The sequence below is a fragment of the Streptomyces sp. NPDC002742 genome (assembly GCF_042888885.1).
In the GTDB taxonomy this organism is placed as follows: Bacteria; Actinomycetota; Actinomycetes; order Streptomycetales; family Streptomycetaceae; genus Streptomyces.
In genome coordinates, this window is the sequence record NZ_JBIAQF010000013.1 from 20,155 (window position 1) to 34,486 (window position 14,332).

Genomic DNA, 14,332 nt, shown 5'->3' on the forward strand with positions numbered 1-14,332 from the left:
GGTCGCGGTCTGTGGTAATCGACCTGCATGTCGAAGAAGGTTCCCCCTGCCGCCGGCCACCACGACCGACCGACCGCGCGGACACGGCTGTACCGGGTGCTGCGTGATTCCCCGGCCGGCCGGGGATGGCGGCGGAGCGGAGAGATCGAGCTGGGGCAGAGATCACTGGGCTTCGCGGCGCTCGGCTTCCTCACCCTGGTGCCCCTCCTGATCGTCGTCTCGGCCGCCGACCCGGCGCACGGGCGGGGGTTCGCGCAGTGGCTGGGGGACGGGCTCGGTGTGTCGAGGGCCGCCAGGGTCCAGGTCGCGCGGCTGTTCGCGGGGCCCGCGCAGGTACTGCGGACCACGACCGCGTTCGGCCTCGCGGCCCTCGCCGTCTTCGGTCTGAGCTTCGGGGCGGCGGTGCAGACGGGCTATGAGAAGGTCTGGGACCTGCCCCCGGCCCGCTGGTACGCGAGATGGCGCCAAGTCCTGTGGCTCGCCGTGCTCATCGGATCCCTCTACGTGTCCGCGACCACCACACTGTGGCGCCACTCCGCCGTCGGCACGCTGGCCGCGGCACTGACCGCCGTCCTCTTCTTCTGGTGGTCGCAGTGGATGCTGCTCGGCGGCCGGATCGCGCTCGGGGCCCTGTTGCCCGGCGCGGCCCTGACGACCCTGGGCCTGTTCGGACTCCGGGTCTTCTCCCGTCTGGTCTTCTCACCGCTGATCGCCTCCAGCGCTGTCACCTACGGCCCGTTCGGTACCGTCCTGGTCGTCCAGTCCTGGCTGGTCGGGGTGGGCGTCGTCGTCTTCGCCGGCGCGTTGCTGGGGCGACTGGCACATGAGGAACTGTCCGACCCGGCAAGGACGTTGAAGCAACGGGCGCAGCCTCGAGAGCGTTGACGCCGGCGGCCGCCGTCGTGGGGCGGAGCGGTTGGGGACGCGAGTCAGCCGATGAGCTCCGGAGACAGCAGGCGGTACCGCGCGAGAAGCACGTTGAGTGCGGCGATGAGCAGCACCGCGGCCGCGATGGCGAGCAGCGCGTGGCCCGTCCCCCACGGGGTGATGAGGGTGCCCAGGGCACCGCCCGCGAAGATGCCGAGGACGGTCGCGACGAGCCGGACCCGGTTCGTGCGCCGTTGCGGGGTCGCGGGAACGGCCCCGGTGAGGCCGTGGATGAGGCGCACCAGAGAGACCTGGACCAGCAGGGTCGGCATGCCGGGAACAGCCGCGCGCAGGGCGGTGTCCGCGCGCAGCCCCATGGCGAAGCCGACCATGGCGATGACCAGGTTGTCCGGGTGGTCGGCGAGTGAACCGGAACCGTGGCGCCACAGAGCTGTCGCTCCCGCGAGCGCCAGGAGCACCCCTTCCACGGCCAGGGCGGCCGCGAACCAGTGCCGGTGCCGTGCGACGAGGCCGCTGGTGGCCAGGGCTCCGGCCGCGGCCCCCAGCACGAAGGCGATGAGCGCGATGGCGGGACGGGCCACCGGCACCTGTCCCTCGCCGGCGACACCGAAGGACAGGAAGAGCAGGTTGCCCGTGGCCAGCGCGGTGAAGACGTGTCCCATGGTCAGGAAGCTGACCGCGTCGACCGCGCCCGCCAGGACGGTGAGAGTCGCCATGACGACGGTTTGCTGACGTTCGCGCCGTGCGGCGGACTCCGTTGGTCCGGCTTCATCACTCATGGGGCTCAGTCTCGGGAACCCGGACTCCACAGCCGTGGTGGCCGGGCCGACACGCGATGTGCGTGCCGCCAATGGACGGTGCGGCGAGGCCCGTCGTCGGGCCCGCTGCCCCCGCCGGGTCCGGAGTGAGTTGCGGGTGTGCGGGCGGGCCCGCCCGCGGGGGCGGTCCGTGACGGTGTCAGGCGGGCCGGGTGGCGGCCGCGTCGAGGGCTTCCCTGGCGGCGGGCACCGCGGCTGCCCGGTCCTGCGGAACCAGGCCGATGCGGGTACGCCGGTCCAGGAGGTCGGCCTCGTCGAGGGCGCCTTCGTGCAGCACGGCCCACAGCAGCGCGGCCCGCGTGACGGGGTGTCCGGGGATCACGGGCTCGTTCAGCTCGGGGTCGTGGGCGCCGAGCGCGTGCACCGCGGGGGCTTCGGCGCCGTAGCGACGGATCAGTGGGCCGGGGGCGGCCAGTGCGCCGAGCCGGTGCGGGGCCGCGGCTCCGACCAGCGGCAGGGAGGCGGTCGTCGAGGGACCGGCGCGCAGGCCCCGGGCCTCGACCGCCGCGTCGACGGCGTCCTGCGCCATGCGCCGGTAGGTCGTGAGCTTGCCGCCCACCACCGTGATCACTCCTTCGCCGGAGGTGAGTACGGCATGCCGGCGGGAGATGTCGGAGGTGCGGGCGGTCTCCCCCGATCGCGTGGGCGCGGTGTCCAGAAGCGGGCGCAGTCCCGCGAAGGCGCCGACGACGTCGGAGCGCCTCACCGGCGTGTCCAGGGCGGAGCCCAGGACGTCCAGCAGGAAGCCGATGTCCGACTCGGGCACCTGCGGCACGTCCGGTATGTCACCGTCGACTGGCTCGTCGGTCAGGCCGACGTACACCCGGCCGTCGTCCTGCGGCAGGACGAGGACGAACCTGTTGGCCTCGCCCGGGATCGGGATGTGCAGGCCCGTGGGCAGCGGGCCGAACAGGTCGGCGCGCAGGACCAGATGAGTTCCGCGGGAGGGGCGGATGCGGATGCCGTCGACCAGGTCGCCCGCCCACACGCCGGAGGCGTTGATGACCGCGCGGGCCCTGATCTCGCCCTGTTCCCCGGTGAGTTCGTCGCGGACGCGGGCGCCGGTCCCGCCGATCTCCAGCGCCCGGACCCGGGTGAGGATCTTCGCGCCGCGGGCGGCGGCACTGCGGGCGAGCGCGGTCACGAGCCGGGCGTCGTCGGTCACCTTGCCGTCCCAGGACAGCAGGCCGCCGCGCAGGCCGCCGGGGCGCACGGACGGTGCCAGGTGGCGGGCCTCCACCGCGGAGAGGCGGCGCGGCGCGGGCAGGGTGGCGCGGGACGTGCGGGCCGCCAGCCGCAGGGTGTCCCCGGCGCGGAAGCCGGCCCAGGCCAGGGAGGCCTGACCGCGCGACACCAACGGCGTCAGAGGCAGCACGAAGGGCTGGGCGCGCACCAGATGGGGGGCGGTGCGCTCCATGAGGACACCGCGTTCGACCGCGCTCTCGTGGGCGACGTCGAGCTGCCCGGAGGCAAGGTAGCGCAGCCCTCCGTGGATGAGCTTGGAACTCCAGCGCGAGGTGCCGAAGGCGAGGTCGTGGGCGTCCACGGCGACGACGCTCAGACCGCGCGCGGCCGCGTCGAGGGCGACCCCGGCGCCGGTGGCGCCGAGGCCGACGACCAGGACGTCCACCGCGTCGCCGCCCACGGCCTCGGTCAGTTCACGGCGGCGGCGGGCGGCGGAGAGCGACGATCCGGGGGCCGGGGCCGCCGGGCCGGACGGACTGCTGGTGGGGCTCATGGCGTGAGGGTCCTCTCCAGAAGGATGCGCAGCTCGTCGAGAAAGGCGGCGCCGGTCAGTTCGGGGTCGTCCTCGTCGGTCATGGTCCGCAGCGACAGGGTGAAGGACTGGACCACGAGCAGCACGGCCCGTGCCTGCCGTCTCGTGGGGGCGAGCCGCACCGACCCGTCGGCGTGGCCCTCCGCCAGGGAGTCGGCGAGGAGGCCCAGGAGTGCTTCCTGGCTGGCTCCGCGGCGGTCCAGAACGTAGGGGAGCAGCAGTTCGGGGTCGACATCGATGATCTTGCGGAAGAGCGGGTGGGCACGAAATGCCTCCACCCCGGCCACCAGCCCGTCCACGATCAGGGAGCGCGTCTCCTGGCCCGGCCGCCGCTCCGGCATGGCACCGGTCGCCGCGTCGACCCATTCACGGGTCATCAGGTCGCCGACCAGCGACCGGACATCGGGCCAGCGCCGGTAGAGCGTCATGCGCGAGACGCCGGCGCGGCGGGCCACGTCGGTCAGGGTGGTGCGCCGGACTCCGACCGCCAGGACGCAGTCGCGTACGGCGTCGAGGACGGGATCACTGTCCGGGTGTTCCGAGTGGTTGTGACGAATAGGCGCCATGTGTAACAGTGTAACGCCCTGTGCGGCCGTGCGGGAGACGGCGCGTCGCGAACCGACCGATGAGGACTACGTTCATGGACATGCTGTGGAACGGCTGGGGCGACCCGGCCAAGGCGGCGCCGCTGCCCGACTCGGTGACCGGCCTGCTGCGGGATCTGCTCGGCGTCAAGCCGCGGGACACCGACGTACGCGATCTCCGGGAGATCTCCGTCCCCGAACCCCCGCCGGCCCCCGCCCTGAGCGCCCTGGCGGACGCCGTCGGCGGTGCGGCCCACGTACTCACCGACACGGAGAGCCGGATCAGGCACACCCGCGGAAAGTCCACGCCCGATCTGCTGAAGATCCGGGCGGGCGACGCCGGGGACGCCCCCGCGGCCGTCGTCCTGCCCGCAACCCACGACGAGGTGCTCGCCGTGCTGCGCGCGTGCGCCGAACACGGTCTCGCCGTCGTCCCGTTCGGCGGCGGCACCTCCGTCGTCGGCGGCCTCGCCCCCGAGCGGAGCACCTTCGTCGCCCTCGACCTGCGCCGCATGAACGGCATGCTCGACGTCGACCCCGTCTCCCGCACCGCCACGCTCCAGCCGGGCCTGCGCGCACCCGACGCGGAGGCGCTCCTCGCCGAGTACGGGTTCACCCTCGGGCACTTCCCCCAGTCCTACGAGTGGGCCACCATCGGCGGATTCGCCGCCGCCCGTTCCAGCGGACAGGCCTCCGCCGGATACGGCCGCTTCGACGAGATGGTCCTCGGTCTCACGCTGGCGACCCCGGAAGGCACCCTGGACGCGGGCCGCGCGCCCCGCTCGGCGGCCGGCCCCGACCTGCGGCAGCTGATCCTCGGCTCCGAGGGCGCGTTCGGGGTCATCACCTCCGTCACCGTACGGATCAGGCCCCTGCCGCAGACCCGTATCTACGAAGGGTGGCGGTTCGCGTCCTTCGAGGAGGGCGCCACCGCCCTGCGCCGGCTCGCCCAGGACGGACCGCGCCCGACGGTGCTGCGGCTGTCCGACGAGACCGAGACCTTCGTCGGTCTCGCCCAGCCCGACGCCATCGGGTCGGCCGGGGCGCCGCCGGACGCCGGATGCACCGCGATCGCCGGGTACGAGGGGACCGAGGACGACACGGCGTACCGTCGCGAGCGGGCCGCCGCGGTCCTGCGCGCGGCCGGAGGCACCTGCCTGGGCGCCGAGCCCGGTGAGCGCTGGGCGCACGGCCGCTACTCGGCGCCCTATCTGCGCGACTCGCTGCTCGACGCCGGGGCCTTCGTGGAAACCCTGGAGACCGCGACCTTCTGGGCCCGCGTTCCCGAGCTGTACGCGGCCGTGCGTACCGCGCTCACCGAGACACTCTCGGCCGCGGGAACCCCGCCCCTGGTCATGTGCCACATCTCGCACGTCTACGAGAACGGCGCGTCGCTCTACTTCACCGTGGTCTCCGCGCAGGGTGAGGACGCCCTCGCCCACTGGGCTTCGGCCAAACGAGCCGCCAACGAGGCCGTCCTGAGCGCGGGCGGCACCATCAGCCACCACCACGGAGTGGGTACGGACCACCGCGACTGGTATCTCCGGGAGGCGGGGCCGCTGGGCATCGAGGCCCTGCGGGCCGTCAAGGGGCGGCTGGACCCCGACGGCCTCCTCAACCCCGGAATCCTGCTGCCGATCGACTGACTCCCGCCATCCCTGCCAGCTTCGTCCCACCCGACACCGCCCGGAGGCACACCCGATGCGACAGTTCACCGCCGTCGTCAACCCCACTGCGGGCGGCTCCACCGGGGCGGCGGCACTGCTCCCGGTCGCCCGCCTGCTGCGGGAGGCCGGAGCCGGACTGGAGACCGAGTACAGCCGCAGCCTGGCCCACGCGCAGGAGCTCGCACTCCGCGCCGGGGAGCAGGGCCGGGTCGTCCTCGCCGTCGGCGGTGACGGGATCGCCGGGGGCATCGGCGGTGCCCTCAGCGGGACGGACACCGTACTGGGCCTGATACCGGCGGGCCGTGGCAACGACTTCGCCCGGGCGCTCCAACTGCCCACCGCCGCCCCGGACCTGGCCCGCGTCCTGCTCCGTCACGAGCCGCGCCGCGTGGACACCATCGAGGTGGAATCGGCGGTGCACTCGCGCACCGTGGTCCTGGGCAGTGTGTACGCGGGCGTCGACGCGCTCGCCAATCGGCACGCCAACCACGCGCGCCTGCTGCGCGGGGCCGCTTCGTACTACGCGGGCGGTCTGCGCGCGGTCACCGGCTGGCGCCCGGCGTCGTACCGCGTCACCGTCGACGGAGACGAGCACCTCCACCGCGGCTACACCGTCGTGGCCGCCAACTCCGCCTACTACGGCTCCGGACGCGTCATCGCCCCGTCCGCCCGGACGGACGACGGCCTGCTGGACGTCGTGATGATCCGGGCGGCCCCGCGGCGCCTGTTCTTCACCCTGATGAACGAGCTGAAGACCGGCGCCCACACCGAGCGGCCCGAAGTGGTGATCCTGCGGGGCCGGGAGATCCGTATCGAGGCCGACCGGCCCCTGCCCTACGGCGCCGACGGGGAGGTCGAGGCCACCCTCCCCGTCACGGTCCGGGTGCGGCCGGGTGATCTGGCCATGCTCTTCTGACCGTCCCGGACCCGGTGCATGTGTGCGTCCGCGACGGACCCGTCGCGGACGCGCACGTCACCCCGCGGTGGATTCCCCGCTCGCGCTGCCCGCCAGCCACTGGTCCCAGCTCAGGTTGAAGGCGGCGTAGCCGTTGTCGGCCGAGGCCTTCGCCCGCGGGGAACCCGTCACGGACACCGGGTCGCCCTGCTTGACCTGGCCGTAGAACCACTCGGCGTCGGACATCGACAGGTGGACACAGCCGTGCGAGCCCCGGGCACTGCCACTGCCCGGGTTCGGGTCACCCGTCGAGTAGTGGACGTACGTGCCGGACTGGGTGAGGTGAACATCCCAAGGCAGCGTCAGGTCGTAGTAGTTGGCCGCGCCCTTGGTGCAGCTGATGCCGACGCTGCACGAGGTCATGTGGACCGTCTTCTGCTTGTCGATCACCGCCATGACGCCGTTCCATGTGGGGTACTCGGCACTCCCCGCGTTGATCGACAGGGTGCGCACGGGCGCGCCGTTCTTCGTCACCTTCATGGTGTGCCCGGTCACGGACACATCCGCGCGGACATCGTCACCGACGGTGAAGTCGTGCACGTAGGAACGCGTGCCGTAGCGGCCGTTGCCGTTGGCCACTCCCTTCATGTCAGCGGTGATCTTCACCTTCGTGCCGGCTGCCCAGTACGACTTGGGCCGCCAGTCGGCGCGCCGGTCCCCGAACCAGTGCCACGCGCCCGTCATCGGCTGGGAACTGGTCACCTTCATGTGCTTCTCGACGTCGGCGCGGGCCTTCTCACCCACCGGATTCGTGAAGATCACCGAGATGGGCATCGCCACGCCGACCGTGGCACCGGTCTGCGGCGTGATCGTCTCCAGCAGCATCGGTGGCCCCGCGGGCTTCGATGGGGACGGCTTCGCGCTGGCCGTCGGTTTCACCGACCCGCCCTTCCCGTCGTCGGAACTCGCCTTCGGTGTCCCCCCGCCACAGGCGCTGGTGCCCGCCAGCACCGCGACCATGACGAGTGCCATCGATATACCGCTACGTCGCTTCACATCTACCCCGGCTCACAAATCGTGCCTGCCTCACTGCATTGTTGGACTCCGGACGCCCGCCCACGGTTGCAGTCCATATGTAAAGCACGGTTCAAAACCCGACACGGGAGGTCCAGCGCGGCGCACGCCGACGGACGTCCGAGACCCGGGGTTCCGCACCAGCGGCATCGAGATCGAGGCGGCGGCGATGACCGCGCGGGCCCGGCGCGAGAACAGTCCGGGCCTTCGGCCTGCTGATCCGCTCACGACGACCATCCCCTGATACGTGCCTCTCCTCAGCCTGCGTGCGCTCGCGGAGCCCCCGCAACCGTGGCGTCCTCCCTCCGGCCGCTCGTTTCCGGGACCGGCTGCCCCGGCTGCCCCGGGAGAATGACTCGACTGCGGGGAGCGGACCGGGCATCGACGGCCCAACTCCCTTACCGGACCTACCACATGGCACCCCCGAGTAGGATGATCGAACATTCGGCCTGCCGCGTTTTCGTGGTGCGATGGGAGCTTCCATGACGATCGACCGACAGTCGTTTCCGGCGCTCGACACCAGCAAGGCGCATCCCGCGCGGGTCTACGACTGGCTGCTGGGCGGCAAGGACAACTACCCGGTCGACGAGGCGGTGGGAGGGAAGCTGCCGCCGGAGGCGCGGGACGCGGCCCGGCAGAATCGCGAGTTCATGCACCGGGCGTCCGCCTGGCTCGCCGAACAGGGCATCGACCAGTTCCTGGACATCGGCACCGGGATCCCCACCAAGCCCAACCTCCACCAGATCGTCCAGGACATCACGCCGACGGCCAAGGTCGTCTACACCGACAACGACCCGATCGTGCTGCGTCATGCCGAAGCGCTGCTGGTCAGTCGGCCCGAGGGGGTCACGGACTACATCCAGGCCGATGTGCGTCGGCCGGAGGAGATCGTCCGACACGCCCGGCACATCCTGGACTTCACCCGCCCGATCGCACTGTCGTTGATCGCGCTGATGCATTTCATCCCCGACGAGCAGGATGCCCACGACATCGTCCGCAACCTGGTCGCCACCCTGGCCCCGGGCAGCTACCTGGTGTTGTCGCACGCCTCCTCAGACCTCTTTCCGGAGCTCTCCGCACAGGTCACCGCCGAGTACGCCAAGGGTGGCATCGAACTCGGCTTCCGCACCCGGAGCGGAGTGCGGAGCTTCTTCGACGGCCTCGATCTCGTCGAGCCCGGCCTGGTGACGGCGACCGAGTGGTTCAGGTCGGCCGACGGGCCGAAGCCGGAGGACAGCGGTATCTACGCGGGAGTGGCGCGCGTTCTCTGAGCCGGCCCCACCCGACCGGGAGTCGAGGCGCCCAGGAGCTGACACGCGCGAGAGCCGGCCCGCCCCACATGCGGCCGGCTCGACGAGCGGGCCGGGTCGGTCAGCCGCGGCTGATCAGGTGACCGCGGGTTCGCGGCGGATCGGGTGACCCCGGCCAGGAGCGCGGCAACGCGGCGCATCGCGTCCATGCGGGTGGCGTATGGGACAGCGGCGAGCCCCCGAGGGCATGACCGGCGTTGTGCAACGTGCCTGCCCAGATCATCCAGAGAGGACGTCCCATGCGTCGAACCATGCTGTTGTCTGTCTGCGCTCTCGTCGCCGCCGCGGCAACCGGATTCTTCACCACCAGCGCCATCCGCAACCGCTGATTCCACGACGCCCGCACGCGTCCTGCGACCGCACATGTCCTGCGACCGCACGTGTCCGCGGTGGTGACGGCCCTCCGACCGCCGTGGCCACCGCGGGCACCCCGCGACACCCGGCTGATTCCTGAGCGGCGTCGCACACCGGCGCCGGACGCCCGGGAGACCGATTCGCGACGACAGGACGCCGAACACGGTTCGCCCGAACAGGCCGCGAGACCGCTCCGCCGTACGCGCTACTGGAGCGCGTGGACGGCGGCGGTGAACACCGGAGGGATCCGGGACGCCAGGGGGACGATCAGGCGGGCGGTGCCGGGACGGCGGCTCGCGGTCAGCAGAGCCCCGGTCAGAAGTCGGTGACGGCGTGTCAGCAGCGTCCACGCGTGCTCGTACTCCGCCACGCGCCCCGCCGCGAGACAGCGGACGGCGGCTCCGGCCGTCGCGAGCCCCAGCGCGATGCCCTCTCCCGTGAGGGCATCCACGTAGCCCGCCGCGTCACCGACGAGCAGGACGCGTCCGGCGACCCGGCGCCGCACCCGTTGCAGCAGCGGCCCGGCGCCCCGCACCTCCGTCGCGGCGATCCCGCGCAGTGCCGCGGTGAGGGCCGGGAACTCGTCCAGGTGCTCGTCGTAGCCGCGACGCACCCGGCTGAGGACCGCGACGCCGACCAGGTCGTCGGCGACCGGCGTCACGTAGGCCTCGCCGTGCCCTGACCAGTGAACCTCCACGAAGTCCGTCCAGGGCTCGACACGGTAGTGCCGGCGCAGCCCGTAGCGCCGGTGTGCGCCGGCGGGCAGTTCCAGCCCCAGACCGCGGCGGACGCCGGAGTGCAGACCGTCGGCGGCGATCAGCCAACGCGCCGTGAATCCCCCGGCGGTGACGCGGTCCGTGGACTGGTGCACCTCCCCCACCTTGCCGGGCACGATCCGCACGCCGAGGCGCAGAGCGCGTCGGTGCAGGGCGCCGTGCAACGCCGTCCGGCGGATTCCGAGCCCACGGTGGCCGCGGAAGAGCGCTTCGGCGCGGGCGGCGCCGTCCACGTAGCGGATGCCGCGCAACTCCCTGCCGGTGACCTCGGCGCCCAGCGCCCGCAGTGCGGCGACGCCGCTGGGCATGACGCCTTCTCCGCAGGCCTTGTCCACGGGCGCGGTCCGTGGTTCGACGACCACGGCCTCCAAGCCTGCCAGCGCGCTGTGAATGGCGGCGGCCAGACCGGCCGGACCGCCACCGGCCACCAGGACGTCGATCACGCCGGAGCGGAGGCGAGGGAGGCGGTCACGTCGGCCAGCAGGCGGTTCTCGCACCGGACGCGCACGGTCAGCACGGCCGCGTCAGCCAGGGTGAAGAGGGCTGCGGTGACCCAGGCGGTGTGCACCAGCGGCAGCGCCACGCCCTCCGCGACGACCGCCACGTAGTTGGGGTGCCGCAGTGCCCGGTAGGGGCCACGGGCCACCAGCGGCAGGCCGGGCACGACGATCACCCGGGTGTTCCATCGGGATCCCAGCGTGGCGATGCACCACCAGCGCAATGCCTGGGCGCCCGCCAGCACGGCCGCCATCGGCCAGGCGAGGACCGGGAGGAAGGGCCGGTCGGCCAGCCACACCTCGACCGGGCAGCCGAGCAGCAGGGCAGTGTGCAGGGCGACCATCGCCGGATAGTGGCCCTGGCCCGCCTCGATCGCGCCGCGAGCATGGCTCCACCGCTCGTTGCGGCGGGCCACGACGAGTTCGCCGACCCGTTCGGCGGCGACGGCGGCCATCAGCATTCCGTACCAGATCATGTGTCCGTGTCCCACCGTTCCATGTCGTGCGCCGGGCGGCCTACCAGCGCAGCAGCACCAGTTCGCAGGCGAAGCCGGGTCCCATCGCCAGAAGCACACCCGGCGTCCCGGTGGGCGGGCGGCGCGTGGCCAGTGTGTCGCGCAGCACGTGGAGCACGGACGACGAGGAGAGGTTGCCCACCTCGGCAAGATGACGCCAGGTCACGTCGAGGGCCCCGTCGGGCAGGTCGAGGGCTTCGCCGACGGCTTCCAGGACCCTCGGTCCTCCGGGGTGGCACACCCAGGCGCTCACGTCCTTCGGTTTCAGACCGTGGTCGCCCAGGAACCCCTCGACGTCAGCGGCGAGGTGTCGGCGCACCACGTCGGGGATCGCCGGGTCCAGGACGACCTGGAAGCCCGAACTCCTGATCTTCCAGCCCATGATGCCGCCGCTGTCGGGGTACAGCCGGCTGCGCGTGTCCACGATCGTGGGGCCGACGGCTTCGCCCGTACGACGCCCGCCACAGGCCACCACCGCGGCGGCGCCGTCGCCGAACAGACCGGTGGCGACCAGGTTGGCCAGGGAGGCGTCGCCGCGCTGGAACGTGAGCGAACACAGCTCGACCGACAGCAGCACCGCCACCTGGTCGGGCCGGCCCAGCAGATAGTCGTGCATCCGGGACAGGCCCGCGGCGCCCCCGGCACAGCCCAGGCCGAACATCGGCAGTCTCCTGACGTCCGGCCGCAGTCCGAGGCGCCCCGCGAGCCGGGCGTCGATGGAGGGCGCCGCGATGCCCGTGACGGAGGTGAAGACCAGCAGGTCCACGTCGGCCGCGGACAGACCGGCCAGGCGCAGGGCTTCCCAGACGGCCTTGGCCCCCATGTCCGTGGCGGCTGCGATGAAGACGTCGTTCGCGGCACCGAAGCCGTCCAGTGCCTCGTACTGTTCGAGTGGCAGCGTCGTGTGGCGGGTGCGGACCTTCGCACCGCGGTGCAGCCGGTCCAGCACACTGCGGTCGGCGCCCTCGGGCAGACACGTGCGGGCCACCATGTCCGTGATCTCGGACTGGGCATGGCGGTGCGTCGCGAGGGCACCGTGAACGGCGGCGATCCGCGTCATAGGGCTCCCGTCCGAAACCGACTGGGTTGGGCTGCTCTGCAGGCCTTCCCCGGACCGGCGCTTCGCCACCAGGGATCGCCCGTCCGGCGGTTCCTCCCGTGGCGCGCCCGAGCAGGGCGGTCGGATGCTCTTACGATCGCCGGGTGGGTACTCCCGAGCACTCGACGACCGGTGACACCGCGGGGAACGGGACCGGGCCGGTGGGCGGTCTGGGCCGGGCGTGCCACCCGGGGCCCGTCGTGGCCGTCACCGCGCTGGCGGCGGCGCTGGCCGTGATCGCCGGCCGCGGGACCGGGGGCTGTGTCCTGGTCGGGGCCGCCGTCATGACCGGGCAGTTGTCGGTCGGCTGGTGCAACGACGCGTTCGACGCGGGGCGGGACACGGCGTCAGGCCGCCGTGGCAAGCCGGTCGCGGACGGCGTGATCGCGGTGACACAGGTCTGGGCCGCCGCGTACACCGCGCTGGCCCTGTGTGTGCCGCTCTCCCTCTTCTGCGGCCTCTGGGCCGGCGCCGTTCACCTGGCCGCGGTCGGGGCGGGTTGGGCGTACAACGTCCGGCTCAAGGCCACCCGTTGGTCCTGGGTGCCTTACGCCCTGGCGTTCGCCGCGCTCCCGGCGTTCGTGGCGCTCGGGCTGCCCGGCCGTCCGTGGCCGGCCTGGTGGGTCGTCGGCGCCGGGGCGCTCCTGGGGATCGGGGCGCATCTGGGCGATGTCCTGCCGGACATCCGCGGGGATCTGGCGACAGGTGTACGGGGGTGGCCGCAGCGGCTGGGCCCCGATCGTGCGCGGCTGCTGCTTCCGGTGCCCCTGGTGATCGCGTCCGCGCTGCTGGCGCTGGGGCCCGCGGGTCCGCCCGGCGGCCGCGAGGTGGTGGCCCTGTCGGTGGTCTTCCTGGTGGCGGTGACGGGGACGGTACTGGGACGCCGCCGGGAACGGCTGGCGTTCGCGACGGCGATCGTCGTGGCAGCGGTGGATGTGATCCTCCTGCTCGACGGCATCGGGATCGGGGCGGGGCCGCGCTGAGCCCGCCCGACCGCGCGAGGACGCCTTCCCCTCCCCCGCCGGCCGCTCCCAGCAGCGACGCCTGCAACCGCGCACGCCAGAACAGCCGAACACGCAGTCAAAGGGCCGCAGTTGCCGATCCCCTGCGAAGCCTTCGGTGATCGCCGCGGCCGAGCGGACCATCGACCGGTGCGGCCCGCGTGCGCCGGACGCAGAAGACCCGCACCGTCCGGTGCGGGTCTTCCTCAGCGAGGCCGTCGAGCAGGCCAGGCGATCACGGGGCCCGACAGCGCCCGGCCTTCAGCCGGCCACCTCGCCGTCCGGCCCCGGAACGGGCTTGCCACCAAGGGCCGTTCAGCGGCCGCGGTGACCGCCGCCGTGCTCGTCACCGTGACCGCGGTTGTCGCCGTGACCACGGTTGTCGCCGTGACCACGGTTGTCGCCGTGACCGCGGTTGTCGCCGTGACCGCGGTTGTCATCGCGGCCGTGGTCACGATCGTGGTGCCGGCCCCAGGAAGCACTGTCGACGAAACGGCCGCGGTCGTTCTTCAGCGTGGCGACGTCGGAGTGGTTGTCCCACACCTCGTTGCGGCGGTCCTGGTAGAGGTCACGGCTGGTGTCGCGGCCGTAGCCCGTGTGGATCCGGACGGTGGAACGGCCGGCCAGGGTGTAGTGCCGGAAGGTGTAGCGGTTGCCGTCCTTGTCCGACAGCGTCCAGCCGTTCAGATTCACGTCACGGCGGGCGGTGTTGGTGATTTCCACCCACTCAGCGTTCAGCGAACGGCTGGAGCGGTCATTGAAGCCCGGCGCGTCGGCCTGAACCCGGCTGATGGCGACGTGGGTGCGCTCGAAGCGCGGCTCCGCGGCGGAGGCGGAAACGGCGGTCGAGCCGACCATCGCGCCGGCCGCGAGAGCCGCGGCCACCATACGGCGGGCCGTGACAGACGTGGAAACGGACATGAATGCTCCTCAAGGTTCGAGAGCCGGCACACCCCGTGCGAGCACCCCACTACGGGGAACCGCACGGTGCGACCCTGTGCGAGTCCCGGCCCGGTGGCCGAGGACTCATAAGTTGCTCCACGTCGCCGCCCGGGACGGGCAACACCCGACCCCTGT

13 protein-coding genes are annotated in these 14,332 nt (G+C 72.6%); 5 read left to right on the forward strand and 8 right to left on the reverse strand.

The window, feature by feature from the left end; translation table 11 throughout:
* Nucleotides 1-27 precede the first annotated feature (27 nt).
* Nucleotides 28-885: a ribonuclease BN gene (locus ACFYW8_RS23740; RefSeq protein WP_389079512.1), complete on the forward strand. Its 858-nt coding sequence runs from the start codon at nucleotides 28-30 to the stop codon at nucleotides 883-885.
* 44 nt (nucleotides 886-929) lie between these two features.
* Here ACFYW8_RS23740 and ACFYW8_RS23745 read toward each other — a convergent pair whose 3' ends face one another.
* The 3 genes from ACFYW8_RS23745 to ACFYW8_RS23755 form a co-directional block, all read right to left on the reverse strand.
* Nucleotides 930-1,667: a YoaK family protein gene (locus ACFYW8_RS23745; protein WP_389079516.1), complete on the reverse strand. Its 738-nt coding sequence runs from the start codon at nucleotides 1,665-1,667 to the stop codon at nucleotides 930-932.
* Between the two features lie 178 nt (nucleotides 1,668-1,845).
* Nucleotides 1,846-3,444 (reverse strand): FAD-dependent oxidoreductase, encoded by a 1,599-nt coding sequence (locus tag ACFYW8_RS23750; protein ID WP_389079519.1) that lies wholly within the window; start codon nucleotides 3,442-3,444, stop codon nucleotides 1,846-1,848.
* Nucleotides 3,441-4,049, reverse strand: a complete 609-nt coding sequence (locus ACFYW8_RS23755; RefSeq protein ID WP_389079522.1) for a TetR/AcrR family transcriptional regulator — start codon at nucleotides 4,047-4,049, stop codon at nucleotides 3,441-3,443. The genes ACFYW8_RS23750 and ACFYW8_RS23755 overlap by 4 nt, the downstream gene beginning before the upstream one ends.
* 74 nt (nucleotides 4,050-4,123) lie before the next feature.
* Here ACFYW8_RS23755 and ACFYW8_RS23760 point away from each other — a divergent pair, with 74 nt between their 5' ends.
* Together ACFYW8_RS23760 and ACFYW8_RS23765 are read left to right on the forward strand one after the other, a co-directional pair.
* Complete coding sequence (locus ACFYW8_RS23760; RefSeq protein ID WP_389079526.1) at nucleotides 4,124-5,713, forward strand: FAD-binding oxidoreductase; 1,590 nt, start codon at nucleotides 4,124-4,126, stop codon at nucleotides 5,711-5,713.
* Between the two features lie 55 nt (nucleotides 5,714-5,768).
* Nucleotides 5,769-6,650 carry a diacylglycerol kinase family protein gene (locus ACFYW8_RS23765; protein ID WP_365878530.1) on the forward strand — a complete coding sequence of 294 codons (882 nt, stop codon included), beginning with the start codon at nucleotides 5,769-5,771 and terminating at the stop codon, nucleotides 6,648-6,650.
* A 57-nt stretch (nucleotides 6,651-6,707) separates the two neighbouring features.
* Here ACFYW8_RS23765 and ACFYW8_RS23770 read toward each other — a convergent pair whose 3' ends face one another.
* Complete coding sequence (locus ACFYW8_RS23770) at nucleotides 6,708-7,661, reverse strand: L,D-transpeptidase (RefSeq protein ID WP_365878528.1); 954 nt, start codon at nucleotides 7,659-7,661, stop codon at nucleotides 6,708-6,710.
* Between the two features lie 524 nt (nucleotides 7,662-8,185).
* On the opposite strand from ACFYW8_RS23770, the gene ACFYW8_RS23775 reads away from it, so the two are divergent.
* On the forward strand, nucleotides 8,186-8,974 hold the full coding sequence (locus tag ACFYW8_RS23775) for an SAM-dependent methyltransferase (RefSeq protein WP_365878526.1): 789 nt from the start codon (nucleotides 8,186-8,188) through the stop codon (nucleotides 8,972-8,974).
* A gap of 598 nt (nucleotides 8,975-9,572) precedes the next feature.
* Here ACFYW8_RS23775 and ACFYW8_RS23780 read toward each other — a convergent pair.
* The 3 genes from ACFYW8_RS23780 to ACFYW8_RS23790 are packed head-to-tail and all read right to left on the reverse strand — an operon-like array spanning nucleotide 9,573 to nucleotide 12,215.
* On the reverse strand, nucleotides 9,573-10,586 hold the full coding sequence (locus tag ACFYW8_RS23780) for an NAD(P)/FAD-dependent oxidoreductase (RefSeq protein WP_389079533.1): 1,014 nt from the start codon (nucleotides 10,584-10,586) through the stop codon (nucleotides 9,573-9,575).
* Nucleotides 10,583-11,116: an isoprenylcysteine carboxyl methyltransferase family protein gene (locus ACFYW8_RS23785; RefSeq protein WP_389079536.1), complete on the reverse strand. Its 534-nt coding sequence runs from the start codon at nucleotides 11,114-11,116 to the stop codon at nucleotides 10,583-10,585. The genes ACFYW8_RS23780 and ACFYW8_RS23785 overlap by 4 nt, the downstream gene beginning before the upstream one ends.
* Nucleotides 11,117-11,156: 40 nt before the next feature.
* Nucleotides 11,157-12,215 (reverse strand): type III polyketide synthase, encoded by a 1,059-nt coding sequence (locus tag ACFYW8_RS23790; RefSeq protein ID WP_389079539.1) that lies wholly within the window; start codon nucleotides 12,213-12,215, stop codon nucleotides 11,157-11,159.
* Between the two features lie 143 nt (nucleotides 12,216-12,358).
* Here ACFYW8_RS23790 and ACFYW8_RS23795 point away from each other — a divergent pair, with 143 nt between their 5' ends.
* Nucleotides 12,359-13,237, forward strand: a complete 879-nt coding sequence (locus ACFYW8_RS23795; protein ID WP_389079542.1) for a UbiA family prenyltransferase — start codon at nucleotides 12,359-12,361, stop codon at nucleotides 13,235-13,237.
* A gap of 333 nt (nucleotides 13,238-13,570) precedes the next feature.
* Here the strand turns inward: ACFYW8_RS23795 and ACFYW8_RS23800 are convergent, their stop codons facing one another.
* Nucleotides 13,571-14,176 carry a lamin tail domain-containing protein gene (locus tag ACFYW8_RS23800; RefSeq protein WP_389079545.1) on the reverse strand — a complete coding sequence of 202 codons (606 nt, stop codon included), beginning with the start codon at nucleotides 14,174-14,176 and terminating at the stop codon, nucleotides 13,571-13,573.
* Between the last annotated feature and the right edge of the window lie 156 nt (nucleotides 14,177-14,332).

Bases quoted from the DNA above. Each gene is read 5' to 3' on its own strand.
- ACFYW8_RS23800 (WP_389079545.1), bottom strand. From the start codon at position 14,176: ATGTCCGTTTCCACGTCTGTCACGGCCCGCCGTATGGTGGCCGCGGCT.
- ACFYW8_RS23750 (WP_389079519.1), bottom strand. From the start codon at position 3,444: ATGAGCCCCACCAGCAGTCCGTCCGGCCCGGCGGCCCCGGCCCCCGGA.
- ACFYW8_RS23785 (WP_389079536.1), bottom strand. From the start codon at position 11,116: ATGATCTGGTACGGAATGCTGATGGCCGCCGTCGCCGCCGAACGGGTC.
- ACFYW8_RS23760 (WP_389079526.1), top strand. From the start codon at position 4,124: ATGGACATGCTGTGGAACGGCTGGGGCGACCCGGCCAAGGCGGCGCCG.
- ACFYW8_RS23740 (WP_389079512.1), top strand. From the start codon at position 28: ATGTCGAAGAAGGTTCCCCCTGCCGCCGGCCACCACGACCGACCGACC.
- ACFYW8_RS23755 (WP_389079522.1), bottom strand. From the start codon at position 4,049: ATGGCGCCTATTCGTCACAACCACTCGGAACACCCGGACAGTGATCCC.
- ACFYW8_RS23775 (WP_365878526.1), top strand. From the start codon at position 8,186: ATGACGATCGACCGACAGTCGTTTCCGGCGCTCGACACCAGCAAGGCG.
- ACFYW8_RS23765 (WP_365878530.1), top strand. From the start codon at position 5,769: ATGCGACAGTTCACCGCCGTCGTCAACCCCACTGCGGGCGGCTCCACC.
- ACFYW8_RS23790 (WP_389079539.1), bottom strand. From the start codon at position 12,215: ATGACGCGGATCGCCGCCGTTCACGGTGCCCTCGCGACGCACCGCCAT.
- ACFYW8_RS23770 (WP_365878528.1), bottom strand. From the start codon at position 7,661: ATGGCACTCGTCATGGTCGCGGTGCTGGCGGGCACCAGCGCCTGTGGC.
- ACFYW8_RS23745 (WP_389079516.1), bottom strand. From the start codon at position 1,667: ATGAGTGATGAAGCCGGACCAACGGAGTCCGCCGCACGGCGCGAACGT.